Origin of the sequence: Streptomyces sp. NPDC005931 (genome assembly GCF_042871235.1) — a bacterium.
Lineage (GTDB): Bacteria > Actinomycetota > Actinomycetes > Streptomycetales > Streptomycetaceae > Streptomyces.
Genome location: NZ_JBIAIG010000012.1, coordinates 1 through 15,470 on the forward strand (window position 1 = coordinate 1; position 15,470 = coordinate 15,470).

The 15,470-nt window shown below is 70.4% G+C and carries 9 protein-coding genes, 1 tRNA gene and 4 pseudogenes; 8 read left to right on the top strand and 6 right to left on the bottom strand.

Going from position 1 to position 15,470, the window contains the following annotated elements; translation table 11 throughout:
- Both ACFYOV_RS24995 and ACFYOV_RS25000 read right to left on the bottom strand, forming a co-directional pair.
- A pseudogene (locus ACFYOV_RS24995) lies at positions 1-210 on the bottom strand (hypothetical protein); the annotation flags it as partial.
- A 333-nt stretch (positions 211-543) separates the two neighbouring features.
- Positions 544-791: pseudogene (locus tag ACFYOV_RS25000) on the bottom strand (GntR family transcriptional regulator); the annotation flags it as partial.
- Positions 792-2,087: 1,296 nt separating this feature from the next.
- Between ACFYOV_RS25000 and ACFYOV_RS25005 the strand changes: the two are divergent.
- Together ACFYOV_RS25005 and ACFYOV_RS25010 are read left to right on the top strand one after the other, a co-directional pair.
- A pseudogene (locus ACFYOV_RS25005) lies at positions 2,088-2,725 on the top strand (FtsK/SpoIIIE domain-containing protein); the annotation flags it as partial.
- Between the two features lie 79 nt (positions 2,726-2,804).
- Positions 2,805-3,509 (top strand): annotated as a pseudogene (locus tag ACFYOV_RS25010) (tyrosine-type recombinase/integrase); the annotation flags it as partial.
- Positions 3,510-3,577: 68 nt separating this feature from the next.
- Here the strand turns inward: ACFYOV_RS25010 and ACFYOV_RS25015 are convergent.
- Both ACFYOV_RS25015 and ACFYOV_RS25020 read right to left on the bottom strand, forming a co-directional pair.
- Positions 3,578-3,653 (bottom strand) — tRNA-Arg (locus ACFYOV_RS25015).
- A gap of 290 nt (positions 3,654-3,943) precedes the next feature.
- Entirely contained in the window at positions 3,944-5,287 is a 1,344-nt protein-coding gene (locus tag ACFYOV_RS25020; RefSeq protein WP_389090864.1) for a M6 family metalloprotease domain-containing protein, read from the bottom strand.
- Positions 5,288-5,590: 303 nt separating this feature from the next.
- Between ACFYOV_RS25020 and ACFYOV_RS25025 the strand changes: the two genes are divergently transcribed.
- Complete coding sequence (locus ACFYOV_RS25025; protein WP_389090867.1) at positions 5,591-6,256, top strand: TetR/AcrR family transcriptional regulator; 666 nt, start codon at positions 5,591-5,593, stop codon at positions 6,254-6,256.
- A gap of 392 nt (positions 6,257-6,648) precedes the next feature.
- Positions 6,649-8,178 carry an MFS transporter gene (locus tag ACFYOV_RS25030; RefSeq protein WP_389090869.1) on the top strand — a complete coding sequence of 510 codons (1,530 nt, stop codon included), beginning with the start codon at positions 6,649-6,651 and terminating at the stop codon, positions 8,176-8,178.
- A 141-nt stretch (positions 8,179-8,319) separates the two neighbouring features.
- Here ACFYOV_RS25030 and ACFYOV_RS25035 read toward each other — a convergent pair whose 3' ends face one another.
- Positions 8,320-8,859 carry a MarR family winged helix-turn-helix transcriptional regulator gene (locus ACFYOV_RS25035; RefSeq protein ID WP_389090872.1) on the bottom strand — a complete coding sequence of 180 codons (540 nt, stop codon included), beginning with the start codon at positions 8,857-8,859 and terminating at the stop codon, positions 8,320-8,322.
- Between the two features lie 235 nt (positions 8,860-9,094).
- On the opposite strand from ACFYOV_RS25035, the gene ACFYOV_RS25040 reads away from it, so the two are divergent.
- From ACFYOV_RS25040 to ACFYOV_RS25050, 3 genes are all read left to right on the top strand, one after another.
- Positions 9,095-9,856, top strand: a complete 762-nt coding sequence (locus ACFYOV_RS25040; RefSeq protein ID WP_389091231.1) for a dioxygenase — start codon at positions 9,095-9,097, stop codon at positions 9,854-9,856.
- A 667-nt stretch (positions 9,857-10,523) separates the two neighbouring features.
- Entirely contained in the window at positions 10,524-11,522 is a 999-nt protein-coding gene (locus ACFYOV_RS25045) for an RNA polymerase sigma factor RpoD/SigA (protein WP_389090873.1), read from the top strand.
- 430 nt (positions 11,523-11,952) lie between these two features.
- Entirely contained in the window at positions 11,953-12,894 is a 942-nt protein-coding gene (locus ACFYOV_RS25050) for a TetR/AcrR family transcriptional regulator (protein ID WP_389090875.1), read from the top strand.
- A gap of 23 nt (positions 12,895-12,917) precedes the next feature.
- Here ACFYOV_RS25050 and ACFYOV_RS25055 read toward each other — a convergent pair whose 3' ends face one another.
- Positions 12,918-13,883, bottom strand: a complete 966-nt coding sequence (locus ACFYOV_RS25055; RefSeq protein WP_389090877.1) for a helix-turn-helix transcriptional regulator — start codon at positions 13,881-13,883, stop codon at positions 12,918-12,920.
- Positions 13,884-13,945: 62 nt separating this feature from the next.
- Between ACFYOV_RS25055 and ACFYOV_RS25060 the strand changes: the two genes are divergently transcribed.
- A complete protein-coding gene (locus ACFYOV_RS25060) occupies positions 13,946-15,463 on the top strand; it encodes an MFS transporter (RefSeq protein WP_389090879.1) in 1,518 nt (505 codons plus the stop codon).
- The last annotated feature ends 7 nt before the right edge of the window (positions 15,464-15,470 follow it).

Consider the following 15,470-nt stretch of genomic DNA (forward strand, 5'->3'; position numbering starts at 1 on the left):
CGAACGCAGCCATGGAGAGACGTCCACGGCCAGGACCAGCCGCCCGTCCGGAAACCGGGGCAGCGGAAGCCCGGCCAGCAGCGAGCGCAGTCGGCTGGCCGCCGGTTGTCGCCGCCGTCCGTGGCAGCTGCCCTCCAGGGCCTGGCCGAAGCTCTTGCAGAACTCAGTGAAGCCCCACTGGGCGCGGGGGGGCTGGAGCGAACGAGGCAAAGGACCCAACCTGCTCGCCACTCACAGCCATGTCCAACGGCCCGCATCAGACGCCACACCATCCGAGTCAACAAGCACGGCCAATCCCGCAGTCCCAACCGCACCAGTACATCAGAGGGAGCAATAGCCCAGATAGCACCGCACTACAGGTGGTAACGACCTCTAAAAAGATGCGGACACGGCGTGGTGGGCCGGTCGGATCGCCGCGTCCCGCCACCGTGCCGAGCCGCTGAGGGCCGCTGTCGTCTGCCGTCGTTGCCGTCAGCATTGCCGTCACTGCTGTTGGCTGCGACGTCGGCAGATTGAACCTGCGCGCCGTCGAAAGGCCTGCGCTTATCGGTTGATCGGGATCTCGTAGACGATCTCGCAGTGAGCCGCGGGGACCACGATGTCCGCCGTCTCCGCGGGTTTCCCGTAGTTGCTGTAGTACATCCGCCGTATGTGCGGCACGGGCGCGGCCTACCGAGAGGTGAGACCTCTCGGCGGTCGCCTGCCGCGGTTCCGACTTCTGCGGCGTGACTGACGGTGACGCCGATCGCAGCCATGCGATTCACGACTCTCGCCCAGGCGGGTCCGGCGTCTCCACCCCGAGGCCGACCTTGGCGCTTCCAAGATCGGCCTCCTGTCGTCCCCCGCCACACGCGCCCGCCCCTAATCTGCCCGCTCCGTGTGGGGTGCCCTGGTGGCGCATGTCCCGCCTGCTTACCCGTCCGATATCAACCGTCCCAACTGTCCGGTCACCTCCGGCCGACCACGGCCGGAAAGGATCTTGACGGTGTGCAGACGTACGTCGTTTCGTGTAAGTGCCTCGCGCCGAGGCACTTACACGCAAACTCCCGCTGACCACGGGGAATGATGAGGGGGAATATATGCCTCGCCACGTTTCCGTAACGGCAGGGTTGTCCGCTGCTGTCGCCATAGCGACTCTGGTGGTCCCAGCAGCGAGCTCTGCGTCCGCAGCGACCTCGCCAGTCGGTACGACGGTCAACATTGCGGTCGACAGCATCGACGGAACCTGCCGAAGCAACGGCCGCTATCACATCGTGCGGCAATACTTCCGCGGACCCAAGAAGTTTACGCTGCGCTGTGGCACTCGGACGTGGGGCTGGAAGCACATCAAGAGCCGTCACGGCTGGAATAGTGCGATGGACAGGAAGATTAATGCCGCCATATCGTCCGGGGTCGACAATGGCCGTGGTGGCTACTCCACTTACACCATCCAGTGCCCGCCGATCGAGAGGTTCCGGACCATCATCGGGACACCCGCCGGGGTCAACGACCTTCTGACGGGTTACGACGTTGACAGGACGGCTGCCGCCGCTCGCTGCTAGCGCCTAGGGTGGGGGGACAGGGACAAGAGAAAGGGCCGGAAGATGCACGGTGAAAAAACGCCCGCAGAGAAAGCTCTATGGCGCTCGCATACCACCGTTGGCGGAGTCAGGTTCAACATCACCCGACTGTCTGTCAAGCACCACCCGGACCGCACGGTGACCTTGACGTTTGAGTTAACTGTGGAGCGACCAGGCCAGCCGGATGAAAGCTGGGTGGTCAGTATTCCGTGGGACGATAAATCTTTCGTTGACGTACTCACCTCGCCTGCCCCCCACCCGGTCCGGTTGCAGCAGCTGGTCCACATTGTCCACACCTTGCTGGAAGAGTGGTGGGACACCAAGGGCCGCAACAGGCAGTCGGCAAAGATGGGCCGACGAATCTCCTAAACCAAACCCTGGTCACCTCAGCCATTACTTACCCCGCTCCCATCCCGTCCGCCGTCGACCCACACACCGTTTAGCGGGCGTGGTTCATGGCGTCCAGGTGGAGCGCGCCACTGTACGAACGACCTGGACGCCATGTGCCGCGTCTGCTCGGCTGTGCCTGGGGAAATGGAGGACCGGTACGACCTCATCAAGGCCCGGCAGGGCATCGCGCCGAGCACACCGGACGAGGAGATCACCTCCGACATCTGGGGCCTGCCCGAGCACGAACGCCCGGTGCCCGTCGTGCTGTTTGTCGACGAGGTGGCCGAACTCTTCCTCGTCGCCACGAAGAAGGACGAGGAACGCCGGGACGAGATGGTCACCCAGCTCATCCGGCTCGCCCAGCTCGGCCGGACCGCCGGCATCTACCTGGAGGTCTGCGGCCAGCGCTTCGGCGCCGAACTGGGCAAGGGCGCGATCATGCTGCGGGCCCAGTTGACCGGCCGCGTCTGCCACCGCGTCAACGACGAAGTCTCCGCCAAGATGGCACTCGGCGACATCACCCCTGAGGCGGTCTCCGCCGCCTGCGCCATGGCCCCCGAACGGCCCGGCCTCGCCGTGGCCGGTGACACCTCCGGCGGCTGGTCCCGCATCCGCACGCCGTACCTCTCCCTCGGCTACGCCGCCGGGACCTGCCGCGAGTCGGCCCAGCTGGTCCCTGACCTGCCGCGCTCAAGCCCTTCCGGCCCGACGTCCCCGTACGGCCGCCCGCTGAGACATCGAGCCCGGTCGTGCGGCCCCGCCCGGTGACCGACTGACCCGCGTCCGCACGATCCCCGGTCGGCGTGAGCGCCTCACGCCATGTCCCTACCCCTCCCATGCCCGAACCCGGAAGGAGCCGCAGCATGCGCGCAGGAAATGATCACGCAGAACGTGGCCAAGCTCGTCGAACCTCCTCGCACAGACAACCGCGAGCTGAAGCCCTGGACTCTGGACGAGACGCTCGACTTCCTGGCGGCCTCCCGTAAGTGACCCGCTGTACGCGGCCTTCGTGCTCGCCATCGCCATGGGGCTCCGCCGGGGAGAGATCGTGGGCCTGCGCTGGTCGGACGTCGACCTCGACGGCCGCGTGCTGCACGTCCGTCAGCAGGTGCAGCGGCGCCGGGGCGTGCTGTACGACGACGATCCCAAGAGCCGCCGTCGCCGTGCCGTCCCGTTGCCCGCGCTTCTGCATCGCGCCCTTGCGCTGGCACCGGATGCGGCAGGTGGCGGCTCGGGCGAAAACGGGGGAGACCTGGCGCGAGTCGGACTACGTCTTCACCACCCGCACCGGCCGCCCGGTCGAGCCGCGGAACCTCTACCGGTCCTTCACCCGCGTCGCCCGGTCCGCCGGCCTCCGGGTGATCCGGCTGCACGACGCCCGGCACGGCCACGCTCCTCACGGCGGCCGGGGTCGCGCCCCGCGTGGTGATGGAAATCCTGGGGCACTCCCAGATCAGCGTCACCATGGATGTCTACACGCACGTCGTGCAGGACACGCAGCGCGAGGCCATGAGCCATATGGACCGGCTGCTCAGGAAGACGCGCCCCAGTCGTCAATGACCGACGCCGTTGATGTCAGAAGTGGATGTCAAAGGCCCCGGACCATGATCGGTCCGGGGCCTTTGCGCTGGTGCCCCCGGCAGGATTCGAACCTGCGACACCCGCTTTAGGAGAGCGGTGCTCTATCCCCTGAGCTACGAAGGCGTGGGCCATGCATGGCCCCGTGGTCGGGAAGGACCACAGGCGTCAGCGTACCGGATCGTGGTCGCGGGGGTGGGAGGTCAGGTCAGGGGAGGTGGGGGAACGGGTGGTGGTGTGAGGGCCGCCCCAGTTTGCGCCCCTCGCTTGCCCCCACTTCTCCCCTGGGCACTCCGCATCCGCCCCCGGATCACTCTCTCGCCTCTGCCCCCCGCTCACTCCCCCACTCTGCCCCCGGCTCACTCCGCCCTCGCCAGTTCGCCCGCCTCGCTCCGCCCCAGCCGACTCGACCCCGATCACTCCGCCCCGGCCAACTCGACCCCCGCTTCCCGGATCACCCGGATCCGGTACCCCCCGTCGCCCTCGTCGTCCTCACTGCCCTGATCGTCGCCTTCCGCCCTCACCACCTCCACCCGAACGCCCGCGCCCCGGTCAACGAAGCTCTCCCCCGGGGTGAACGGTGCGTCCGAGAGTTCGGCGTGGACGTTGGGGCTGCGGGTGCAGCCGCCGCTGTCGCGGCGGGAGTCGTGCACCGTGATCGGGCCCATGCCCGTGTCGACGTCCGCGTCGACCTTGTAGATCAGTACGCCCTTGCGGCACACCGCCTCGTCGTTGCCCTCCTGGGTGCGGACCTCGACGGCGTAGCCGGACCGGCCGTTCAGGGGAACGAAGACCAGTTTGGGGCCGCCCTTGCGGGCCAGCGGGGTCAGGGCGTACTCGGCTGTCCCGGGGTCCGCCGCGCAGTGCACCTGGGCCGCGTCCAGCCAGCCCAGCTTCCACTTGTGCCAGGCCAGCAGGTCGTTGTTGGCGCCCCAGTCCTCGCTCATGATGTCCCAGTGGCCGACCGCTCCGCCGCCCTCCGCGGTGTACAGGTCGGGCAGGCCGAAGACGTGGCCGTTCTCGTGGGGCAGGACGCGGTAGCCGGTGCGGTGGTAGGCGCCGGAGCCGTCGTCCTGGCGGGAGTAGACGAAGGACGCGTTGGCGATCGGGACGCCGTCTGCGCTCGGGGCCTCCGTGTTGCCCGCGAAGGTGACGGACAGGACCGTGTCGAGGGCCGAGGGTCCGGCGTTGGGTGTCACCAGCACGTTGAGCAGGTCGTACGCACGGAAGTCCACGTCGGGGTCGGCCACCGCCACGAGGTCCTGGACCAGTTCGCGGTACCCGGGCTCGAACGGGGCGCCGCGCTCCAGGCCGTAGTCCAGGAAGGACTTGGGCATCCGGAGCCAGTCGGGGACGGGGATCTCGGGGCGGTAGTCGAGGCGGCCGTAGGAACTGGTCGCGAACCACTGCCGGGTCTGGGGGAAGAACTCCCGGTAGCGGTCCATGGCGTCGCCCTCTCCGGGCGCGTCCGAGAAGTCGATCATGAGGGTGAGGGCGCGGATCGTACCGGTGGAGCGGGTGTAGCCGTCGGAGGTGGGGATGCCCTCCGACATCTGGACCTCGCGGGCGCTGCCGATCATGCAGGGGCCGTGGGCGGAGGTGCGGGACAGGGCGCTGGGGCCGGCCCCGGGGGCGGTGGTGGCGGGGGAGAGGTGGCTGTTGCCGGCCGAGGTGCCGACCGCCAGGGTCAGCGCGGTCACCGATGCCAGGGCGGCCAGGCGGCGCGGGGATATCCGGCGTCTGCTCGGCTGCGGCTGCATGCGGGGACCTCCGCTCCACACGGCAGCCGCCGGTGTCCGGCTGCACCCTCTCGATCACCCTGCGTCGCGGGGTGCGGGGTCGCTCGCTGGAGAGGCCGATCGTGGGTTTCCTGCGGGTAGGGAATGTGAGTCAGGTCACACGAGATCTCTTCAGGTACGGGAAATAACCGGGGATCGTTTCCCCGTTTAGACCGGTGTCCGAGCGAAACGGGGATTCCCTCCCCGGATCGCCTCGGTGACACAGACAGGTGACACAGACGAGGGGCCCGAGCCCCGCCCGCCCGATCGATCGAGGAGTGCACCGTGCAGACCGCCACCCCCGCGCAGCGCAAGGCGTCCCGGCCCCGCGCCGACGCCGTGCGCAACCGGGAGCGGATCGTCTCCGCCGCCCGGGAGATGTTCGTCGAGTTCGGCCCCGACGTGCCGCTCGACGAGATCGCCCGTCGGGCCGGGGTCGGCAACGCCACGGTGTACCGCAACTTCCCCGACCGCGACGCGCTGGTGCGCGAGGTCGTCTGCTCCGTGATGGATCGTACGGTGCGGGCGGCCGAGCAGGCGCTGACCGAGACCGGGGACGCCTTCGAAGCGCTGGAGCGCTTCGCGCACACCGCGGCCGACGAGCGGATCAGCGCGCTGTGCCCGATGGTTGCCAGCACCTTCGACCATCACCACCCCGACCTGGAGGAAGCCCGCCGGGGCGTCGAGCGCCTCGTCGCTCAGCTCATGGACCGGGCCAAGGCGGCCGGTCAGCTTCGTACCGACGTCGAGAACGGTGATCTGCTGGTCGGCATCGCCCAGCTCAGCCGTCCCCCGGCCGGTACGGGGTGCATGAGCGCCGACCGTTTCGTCCACCGCCATCTGCAGCTGTTCCTGGACGGGTTGCGGGCCCCGGCGCCCAGTGTCCTGCCGGGCGCGGCCGTGACCCTGGAGGACCTGCGCACTTCGCCCTGCGCGACCGACCCCGCGTGACCGACACCCCACCAGACCGACCCCGCGTGACCGACACCCCACCAGACCGACCCGCGTGACCGACACCCCACCAGACCGACCCGCGTGACCGACACCCCACCAGACCGACCCGCGTGACCGACGTCGCGCGACCGACTCCGAACCATCCCGTCCGTACGACTCGTTCGGCCTGATCTGCCCGCGCGAGCGGTCGGCGTCCGGCGCCCGAACCGCTCCGGCTGCCGAGTTCTGGCCCTTGCGCGCCCGTGGGCGCCACCAGACCGCCCAAGTCCGCCTCGCTGCAAGCCTGGCCACGCATGCACTACTGAGCGCACCCGAGCACCCTCAAGAACCGCCCTTTTCTTCATTGACGCCCGTATTTTCCGCCACGAAGTCCCGAAGTGGGTACTCCCATGTCTCAAACAGCCTCCAAGGCTCCCGGCGCCCAAGACGCCAACCGCTGGAAAGCGCTGGTGTTCATCGCGCTCGCCCAGCTGATGGTCGTCCTGGACGCCACCATCGTGAACATCGCCCTGCCGTCCGCCCAGCAGGACCTGGGCATCTCCGACGGCAACCGCCAGTGGGTGGTCACCGCCTACGCCCTCGCGTTCGGCGGACTGCTGTTGTTCGGCGGACGGATCGCCGACCTGTGGGGTCGCAAGCGGACCTTCGTCCTCGGCCTGGCCGGCTTCGCCGCGGCCTCCGCGCTGGGCGGCGCGGCCACCAACGAGGCCATGATGTTCGGCTCCCGCGCCCTCCAGGGCGTGTTCGGCGCGCTGCTCGCGCCCGCTGCGCTGTCGCTGCTCGCCGTGATGTTCACCGACGGCAAGGAGCGCGCCAAGGCGTTCGGCATCTACGGCGCGATCGCCGGCGGTGGCGGTGCCGTCGGCCTCATCCTCGGCGGTTTCCTCACCGAGTACCTGGACTGGCGCTGGACCTTCTTCGTGAACATCCCGTTCGCCGTGGTCGCCGCGGCCGGCGCGTACTTCGTCATCCGTGAGCCGGAGGGCGGCCGCAACCGCTCGCCGCTGGACATCCCCGGGGTGGTGCTGTCCACCCTCGGCCTGGTCGCGCTGGTCTACGGCTTCACCCGTGCCGAGTCCGACGGCTGGAGCGACTCGCTGACCATCGGCATGTTCGTCGCCTCCGCCGTGCTGCTCACCGCCTTCGTCCTGGTCGAGTCCAGGGTCAAGGCGCCGCTGCTTCCGCTGCGCGTCATCACCGAGCGCAACCGCGGCGGCATCTACCTCTCCCTCGGCCTGGCGATCATCGCGATGTTCGGCCTGTTCCTCTTCCTGACCTACTACCTCCAGGTCGTGAAGGGCTACTCGCCGGTGAGGACCGGCTTCGCCTTCCTGCCGATGATCGCGGGCATGATCACGGGTTCCACCCAGATCGGCACCCGTCTGATGACCCGGGTCGCGCCCCGGCTGCTGATGGGCCCCGGCTTCCTGGTCGCGGCGCTGGGCATGCTGCTGCTGACCCAGCTGGAGATCGACTCCTCGTACGCGGCCCTGTTGCTGCCGGCGATGCTGCTGCTCGGTCTCGGCATGGGTACGGCGTTCATGCCGGCCATGTCCTTGGCCACGATGGGCGTCGAGCCGCGGGACTCCGGTGTCGCCTCCGCGATGGTCAACACCTCGCAGCAGGTGGGCGGCGCGATCGGCACGGCCCTGCTGAACACGATCGCGGCCTCGGCCACCACGGCGTACGTAACCGACCACATCGGCGGTGCGTCGAGCCGGGCCCAGCAGCAGCTGGTCCTGCTCCAGGGCCAGGTGCAGGGCTACACCAGCGCCATCTGGTTCGCCGTCGGGATCCTGGTGGTGGCTGCGGCCATCGCGTTCACGATGGTCAACGCCGGCCGCCCGGGCGCCACGGTCACCGGGTCCGCGGCACAGGCCGCGGAGGAGGAGATGGCGGTACCGGTCGTCGCCCACTGACCTCCTCGGGCGCCCTGCGGCCCACCCCCGTGGGGCGCCCCGGGTACGCCACCCTTCGGGCCGTTCCTTCACACCACCCGTACGGACGAGGAGGGGACGCCCCGTCCGTACGGCTCCGAGGACCTGCCCCGGCTTCCGCGCTCAGCGGAGCCAGGGCAGGTCCGCACCCGCTTCGCTCGGCTGAAGTCCCTCGGCGATGATCCGCATGATCTCGCCGAGGGACTTCTGCTGTTGCGGGGTGAGCCGGTCGAAGACCGCCTGGCGTACGGCGTCCACGTGGCCGGGGGCGTGCCGGCTCAGCACCTCGAAGCCCTCGTCCGTCAGCACCGCGAACTGGCCGCGCTTGTCGGAGGGACAGTCCTCGCGGCGCACCCAGCCGTTCTTCTCCAGGCGTGCCACGGCGTGCGAGAGACGGGAGCGGGTGATCTTCGCCGCCATCGCCAGTTCGGTCATGCGCAGCCGTCGCCGGGGGGACTCGGCGAGGGTGACCAGCAGGCCGTAGTAGATGTGCGGCATCCCCGCGTCGCGTTGGAGCTGGCGGTCGAGGTGGTCCTCCAGAAGGGTGCTGGCCTCGATGTACGCACGCCAGACGCGCTGCTCCTGGTCGGTGAGCCAGCGGGGTTCCTTGCCGGATGCCGATCCGGGCGCCGAGCCCGGTGTCGATGCGGGTGCCGTCTTCATGTACTCCACTGTACGGGGGTACTCCTTGAAACTTAAACAAACACGGCGTAGGATGGATGTCAGAACTTGATGATTCAAGCGTATTCAGTGCGACCGGCACATTCAGCAGTAGGGGTTCCAGCCGGAGGGTTCGGCCCAGTCGGCCCGGGCGGGCAGTAGCCGTCCGGTACGGCCCGCCCCGCCGCCGCGTCACCAGGGAGGAGTCGCCGTCATGACCGCCGCCACTCAGGAGCGCATGCCCGCGCTCTACCTCAGCCACGGTGCCCCGCCGCTGGCGGACGACCCGGTCTGGCCGGGCGAACTGTCCGCCTGGTCGGCCGGACTGCCCCGGCCCAGGGCGATCCTCGTCGTCTCCGCCCACTGGGAGGAGGCCCCGCTCGCCCTCGGCGCCACCGAGACGGTGCCCCTGGTCTACGACTTCTGGGGCTTCCCCGAGCACTACTACCGGGTCACCTACGAGGCCCCCGGGACCCCCGCGCTCGCCGAGTCCGTGCGCAAGCTGCTGCGCGCACCCGGCATGCCCGTGCAGGACGTGCCGGACCGGGGTCTCGACCACGGTGCGTACGTCCCGCTGGTCGAGATGTATCCCGAGGCCGACATCCCGGTCCTCCAGGTCTCCATGCCGACCCTCGACCCGGTGCGGCTCATGGGGATCGGCCGCAGGCTGGCTCCACTGCGCGACGAGGGCGTGCTGATCGTCGGCTCCGGGTTCTTCACCCACAACCTGGCCGCGCTCCGCCAGGGCGGCATCCCCGTATGGTCGGCGGAGTTCGACGACTGGGGCCGGCGGGCGCTGGAGTCCGGCGACGTGGACGCGCTGCTCGATTTCGCGCACAAGTCACCGGCGGGCCTGCTCGCCCACCCGCGCACCGAGCACTTCGCCCCGCTGTTCGTCACGATGGGTGCCGCGGACGCGGCCGGTGAGCTCGGGGAACAGAAGTCCGTGATCGACGGGTTCTGGATGGGGCTGGCGAAGCGGTCGGTGCAGTTCGGCTGACCGGCGGCGTGGCGCGGGTTTCCCGCCCGGTCGGGCGCACCGCCGGGCGGTGCACGCCGATCGGCATGCATCGGCGCACATCGGCGCCCGTGGCAACCATCGGAGGGTGCGGTTCGTCTTCACGGTGGGAGGGCGGTCGAAGACGGCGCCCTTCAGGACGGAAACCGTGATCGCGCGAAGGCGTGACGACGGCCGGGCACGACGGCGACAGAGGTGCGGCGACGGCACAGGGCGGGACGACGGAGGCGGGTCGAGCGGCCGAGGCACGACGATGGGCCGGAACCGCGCACAGCGGCCGAAGGTGTGTCGAACTGCCGAAGGTGTGCCGAACTGCCGAAGGTGCGGCGAGCGGCCGAAGGTGTGACGTCACCTGTGATCGCCGTCTCATCCGCACCGGATGTCGTGCCGATCGCCGCCCGCGTGGAACGGCCCGGATCCCCGGCCTGACCTGGACCTCGGCGGTACCTGGCCGCGGCGCTCCTCCCGTGTGGCGGGACAGGGTACTGCATGATCAGAAAAATCGAGGGGCGGGTTGGGAATTCTGTCCGGATTCCAGTCGTTGTTTCCTACGGATGCAGGGCACCCGAGCAGAGTCCGGAGAGACCTGAAGAACGTGCCGAGCGTCCGCAGGACCACCCGCTGACCTCACCACCGCAAGGGAGCACGCATGGCAACCCGTGCCGTCGCCCGTCGTCAGTCCGCCACCGGCGAGACGGTCGACTCGGCAAGCAGTGTTCGCGCCCACGCCGGCGAGATCGCCGACCGCGACCTGGTCGGCATGTACCTCGACGAGATAGCGCGCACGCCGCTGCTCGACGCCGCCAAGGAGGTCGAGCTGTCCCAGATCATCGAGGCGGGTGTGTTCGCGCGGCAGATCCTCGACGGCTACGAGGAGAACAAGGCGGGAGCGACCACCGAGGAGCTCCAGGCCCTGGTCGACGACAGTGAGCGGGCCAAGGACGTCTTCATCCGGTCCAACCTCCGTCTGGTCGTCGCCGTGGCCCGCCGCTACCCCCGCAGCGGTCTGCCGCTGCTGGACCTGATCCAGGAGGGCAACGCCGGCCTGGTGCGCGCGGTCGAGAAGTTCGACTACCGCAAGGGCTTCAAGTTCTCCACGTACGCCACGTGGTGGATCCGCCAGGCCATCACCCGCTCCATAGCCGACCAGTCCCGCACCATCCGCCTGCCCGTCCACCTCGTGGAGGAACTGGGCCGGATCCGGCGCGTGCAGCGCGAGTTCAACCGTGAGCACGGCCGTGACCCGGAGCCCGCGGAGATCGCCGCCGAGCTCGGCTCCACGCCGGAGCGCGTGATCGACGTGCTCGACTGGGCCCGCGACCCGGTCTCGCTGAACATGTCGGTGGACGACGAGGGCGAGACGCAGTTCGGCGACCTCCTCGAGGACACCTCGGCGGTGTCCCCGGAGCAGTCGGTGCTGACGCTGCTGCGCAGCGAGGAACTGGACGACCTCATCGGCCGCCTGGACCAGCGCACGGCCTCCATCATCAAGATGCGCTACGGCATCGAGGACGGCCGCGAGCGCACGCTGACCGAGGTCGGCAAGGAGCACGGACTGACGCGCGAGCGCATCCGGCAGATCGAGAAGCACGCGCTGCTGGAGCTGAAGAAGCTGGCCCGCGACACCGGGTTCGACGCGGTGGCGTAAGGTGCGACCGGCTCCGTGCCGTGTGCGCGGGGCGGCGCCCCGGCCCGTGCCGCGTGCGCGGGGTGGCCGAAGACCGCGCAAACATGGCGGTTCCCCGCCGCTTCAACCCCCAGGGCCCTGGGAACAAGACTTCAGGGCCCACGAGTTCGGGCCCCGGGGCCACGCCCCCGGACCCACCGAGCCCACGAGCCACGTCCCGTCGCACCACCCCCCCGGCGCCGGGACTTCCCAGAGCCGGGCCTCGGCGCCCTCCCCCCGGGCGCCGGGCCCGGCTTCTTCGTGCCGTGCCGAGGGCGATCGCCGGGGCGTGGGTGCGGGGAGAGCGTTCGGAGAGACTGCGAGACCTTTGGGGAGCGGGTCACCCCGAACCTGAACCCCGGGGTGGCCCGCCAGATGGCAGATTGTGCCACATGGGCATAGCCTGCCGGGCGTGAGCAGCACCACCGCGACACCTTCCGCACCGCATGGGCCGACCCCGCAGAACCCGCCCTCGCTGACCGAGCGGCGCAAGGCCGAGACCCGTATGGAGATCGCTCGAGCGGCGGCCGCCCTCTTCGTCCGGCAGGGCCTCAGGGCCACCCGCGCGGAGGACATCGCCCAGGCGGCGGGAGTCGCCCCGCGCACCTTCTACCGGTACTTCGCCTCCAAGGAGGAGGCCATCGCCCCGCTCTTCGCGACCGGCGCCGAGCGCTGGATGGAGGCCGTGCGCGCCGTTCCGGCCGGCGTTCCGCCGGGGCGGGCCCTGGAGAGCGCCGCGCGGCACGCGCTGACGCCTGGCGTGGGCGTGTCGGCGGGCTCCTGGGAACGGATGCGCTCGCTGATCCGGCTGGCCGACACGGACCCCTCCCTGCGCAGGGTGTGGGCGGAGGTGTGCCAGGCATCGGAACGGCGGCTGGCGGAGGTTCTGGCGGAACGGACGAGGGCCGACGGGGGCGAGGGCGGCGGGAGTCGGGCGGCCGGCGGAGAGGCGGCCCGTGGTCGGCCGACGGACCCGGCGGACCCGGTTGAGGTGACGGACCCGACCAGGGTGACGGACCCGACCGAGCCGAGGGGCGCGGCTCAGCCGACGGACCCGACCGAGCTGCCGGGCCCGGACCGAGAACCCACTCGGCATCAACGGCTACGGGTGGAGCCCGTGCCCCGGGCCGACCTGACAGGGGATCAACTCTCCTCCCGCCTCGACAACGTTGCCCTCGACCCCCGGCTCCGCTTCGCCGCCGCCGTCGCCGGGGCCGCCGTGCGCACCGCCGTGGAGGGCTGGGTGGCGGGCGACGCCCCGTCAGAGGGTGCGCGCGGTCCGGCGGAGCTGGCCGTACGCAACTTGGCCGCACTACGCGACTTCCCCTGGCGCGAGTTGACGGCGGACAGCTGATGCGGTCGGCCTGCGGGGCCGTCTCATCGCTCCGCCGCCCTGCTCATCCGCGCCCCCATCTCCCGTACGCAATCGACCAGTTCCACGGGTTCGTGCACGGTGAAGTCGTGGCCCAGCAGGGCCAGCCGCACCGCCATCCACTCCTTGGCGTCGCTCACCGTGGCGCGCAGGCGGCAGTGCTCGGCGTCCAGCGGCTCGGGTGTGCCCAGCCAGCCCGGCAGCCGGGCCGCGACCGCCTCGGCCGGGGCGGCGAAGGTGACGACGAGGTCGTAGGACTCCTGGGTGCGGTGCATCGACTGGCGCAGATACTCCGCCGCGCTCCCGGTCGGCAGCTCCCTCGGCGTGAACCGCGCCCCGGTCGCGAACGGCTCGCTCACCCGGTCCACGCGGAAGGTACGCCAGTCGGCGCGGTCGAGGTCGTACGCCACGAGGTACCAGCGCCGCCCGGTCGACACCAGCCGGTAGGGCTCCGTCACCCGCCGGGACTCCGTGCCGTCGGCCGCGCGGTACGCGAACCGCAGGCGCTCGTGCCCGGCCACGGTGGACGCCATGACGGTCAGCGTCTCGGGGGCGATGCTCGGCCCGTCGCCACTGGTCAGGGGAGTGGTCGCGGCCTGGAGCGTGCTGACGCGGTGGCGCAGCCGGCTGGGCAGCACCTGCTCCAGCTTGGCCAGCGCCCGCACGGACGCCTCGTCCACCCCCTCGACCGCGTGTCCGGCGCCGGCGCGCAGTCCGACCGCGATGGCCACTGCCTCCTCGTCGTCCAGCACGAGCGGTGGCATCGCCTTGCCCGCGACCAGCCGGTAGCCGCCCTCGGAGCCGAGGGTCGCCTGTACGGGATAGCCGAGCTCGCGGAGCCGGTCGATGTCCCGCCGGACCGTGCGGCGGGAGACCCCGAGCCGCTCGGCGAGCTCGCCGCCGGGCCACTCACGGGGCGTCTGGAGGAGGGAGAGGAGCTGCAGGAGCCGGGCGGGGGTGTCCGTCGTCATGCATACGAGGATGCCGCAGAAGTAGGACACCATCTGACCTACACCGGCCATAGCTTCGGGGCATGACCTTCACCGAGACCCCGCACGCACCGCGGCCCGCCACGGGCGACCGCCGCCGCTGGTTCGCCCTGGCGATCGTGATGACCGCGGCCTTCATGGACCTCGTCGACGTCACGATCGTCAACATCGCGATCCCGTCCATCCAGGACGACGAGGGCGCCACCTTCAGCCAGATCCAGTGGATCACCGCCGGTTACGCGCTGGCCTTCGCCGCGGGACTCGTCACCGGTGGCCGGCTCGGCGACATCCACGGGCGCAAGCGGATCTTCCTGATCGGCATCGGCGGCTTCACCGTCGCCTCCGCGCTGTGCGGCCTCGCCGTGAACCCGGAGATGCTGGTCGCCTCCCGCATCCTTCAGGGCGCCATGGCCGCGCTGATGGTGCCGCAGGTGCTCTCGATCGTGCACGCGACCTTCCCGGCGCACGAACGCGGCAAGGTGTTCGGGCTGTTCGGGGCGATCGTCGGGCTGGGCGCGGTGTCCGGGCCGCTGCTCGGCGCACTGCTGACCGAGGGGAACCTGTTCGGGCTCCAGTGGCGGCCGATCTTCCTGATCAACCTGCCCGTCGGCATCGCGGGACTCGTCCTGGGCAGCCGCTTCATCACCGAGTCCAGGGCGCCGCGCGCCCTGAAGCTGGACCTCGTGGGCGTCGCGCTGGTGACGCTGGGACTGCTGATGCTGCTCTACCCGCTCACCCGCGGCCGGGAACTGGGCTGGCCGCTGTGGGGCTACGCGTCGATGGCGGGCGCGCTGGTGGTCTTCGCGGCACTGGTGGTCCACGAGCGGGCCAAGACCGTGCGGGACGGGTCCCCGCTGGTAGAGCTGTCGCTGTTCAAGGTGAAGAGCTTCGCGGCGGGGATCGCGGTGCAGACGGTGTTCGGGATCGGGCTCGGCGTCTTCTTCCTGGTGTGGACGCTCTACATGCAGATCGGCCTGGGCTGGAGCCCATTGCGCGCCGGCCTGACCGGGATCCCCTTCTCCCTCGCCGTGTCGGCGGCCGCCGGGATGTCGGTGCAGACCCTGGTCCCGCGCTACGGGCGCAAGGTGCTCCAGGCGGGTGCCCTGGTGATGGCGGCCGGTGTGCTGATCTACATCTGGGAGTCCGAGCGGTACGGCCTCGGTATCGCCTCGTGGCAGATGGCGCTGCCGCTCGTGGTGATGGGCGCCGGCATGGGCCTGATCGTCGCCCCGCTGACGGACGCGGTGCTGTCGGAGGTGCCGCGTGAGCACGCCGGGTCGGCGTCCGGGCTGATCAACACCGTGCAGCAGATGGGTCACGCGCTGGGGCTGGGCCTGGTGTCGGTGGTGTTCTTCGGCGTGATCGACGAGCGGCTCGCCCCGGCCGAGGTCGGCCCGGCCTTCGCCCACGGCTTCCAGCACGCGCTGGGCTGGGTGGCCGCGGTGATGGGCGTGATCTTCCTGCTGATGTTCGCCCTGCCGAAGCGCCCTGCCCAGCACGTGGAGGGCGCGGCGGCCGAGGACGCCACCGCGGTGGCGGAGGAGCCCCGGCTCGTCTCCTGACCCCACC

Excerpts from the sequence above, each read along its gene's own strand:
- ACFYOV_RS25060 (WP_389090879.1), top strand. The coding sequence starts at position 13,946 with ATGACCTTCACCGAGACCCCGCACGCACCGCGGCCCGCCACGGGCGAC.
- ACFYOV_RS25040 (WP_389091231.1), top strand. The coding sequence starts at position 9,095 with ATGCCCGCGCTCTACCTCAGCCACGGTGCCCCGCCGCTGGCGGACGAC.
- ACFYOV_RS25055 (WP_389090877.1), bottom strand. The coding sequence starts at position 13,883 with ATGACGACGGACACCCCCGCCCGGCTCCTGCAGCTCCTCTCCCTCCTC.
- ACFYOV_RS25045 (WP_389090873.1), top strand. The coding sequence starts at position 10,524 with ATGGCAACCCGTGCCGTCGCCCGTCGTCAGTCCGCCACCGGCGAGACG.
- ACFYOV_RS25035 (WP_389090872.1), bottom strand. The coding sequence starts at position 8,859 with ATGAAGACGGCACCCGCATCGACACCGGGCTCGGCGCCCGGATCGGCA.
- ACFYOV_RS25020 (WP_389090864.1), bottom strand. The coding sequence starts at position 5,287 with ATGCAGCCGCAGCCGAGCAGACGCCGGATATCCCCGCGCCGCCTGGCC.
- ACFYOV_RS25030 (WP_389090869.1), top strand. The coding sequence starts at position 6,649 with ATGTCTCAAACAGCCTCCAAGGCTCCCGGCGCCCAAGACGCCAACCGC.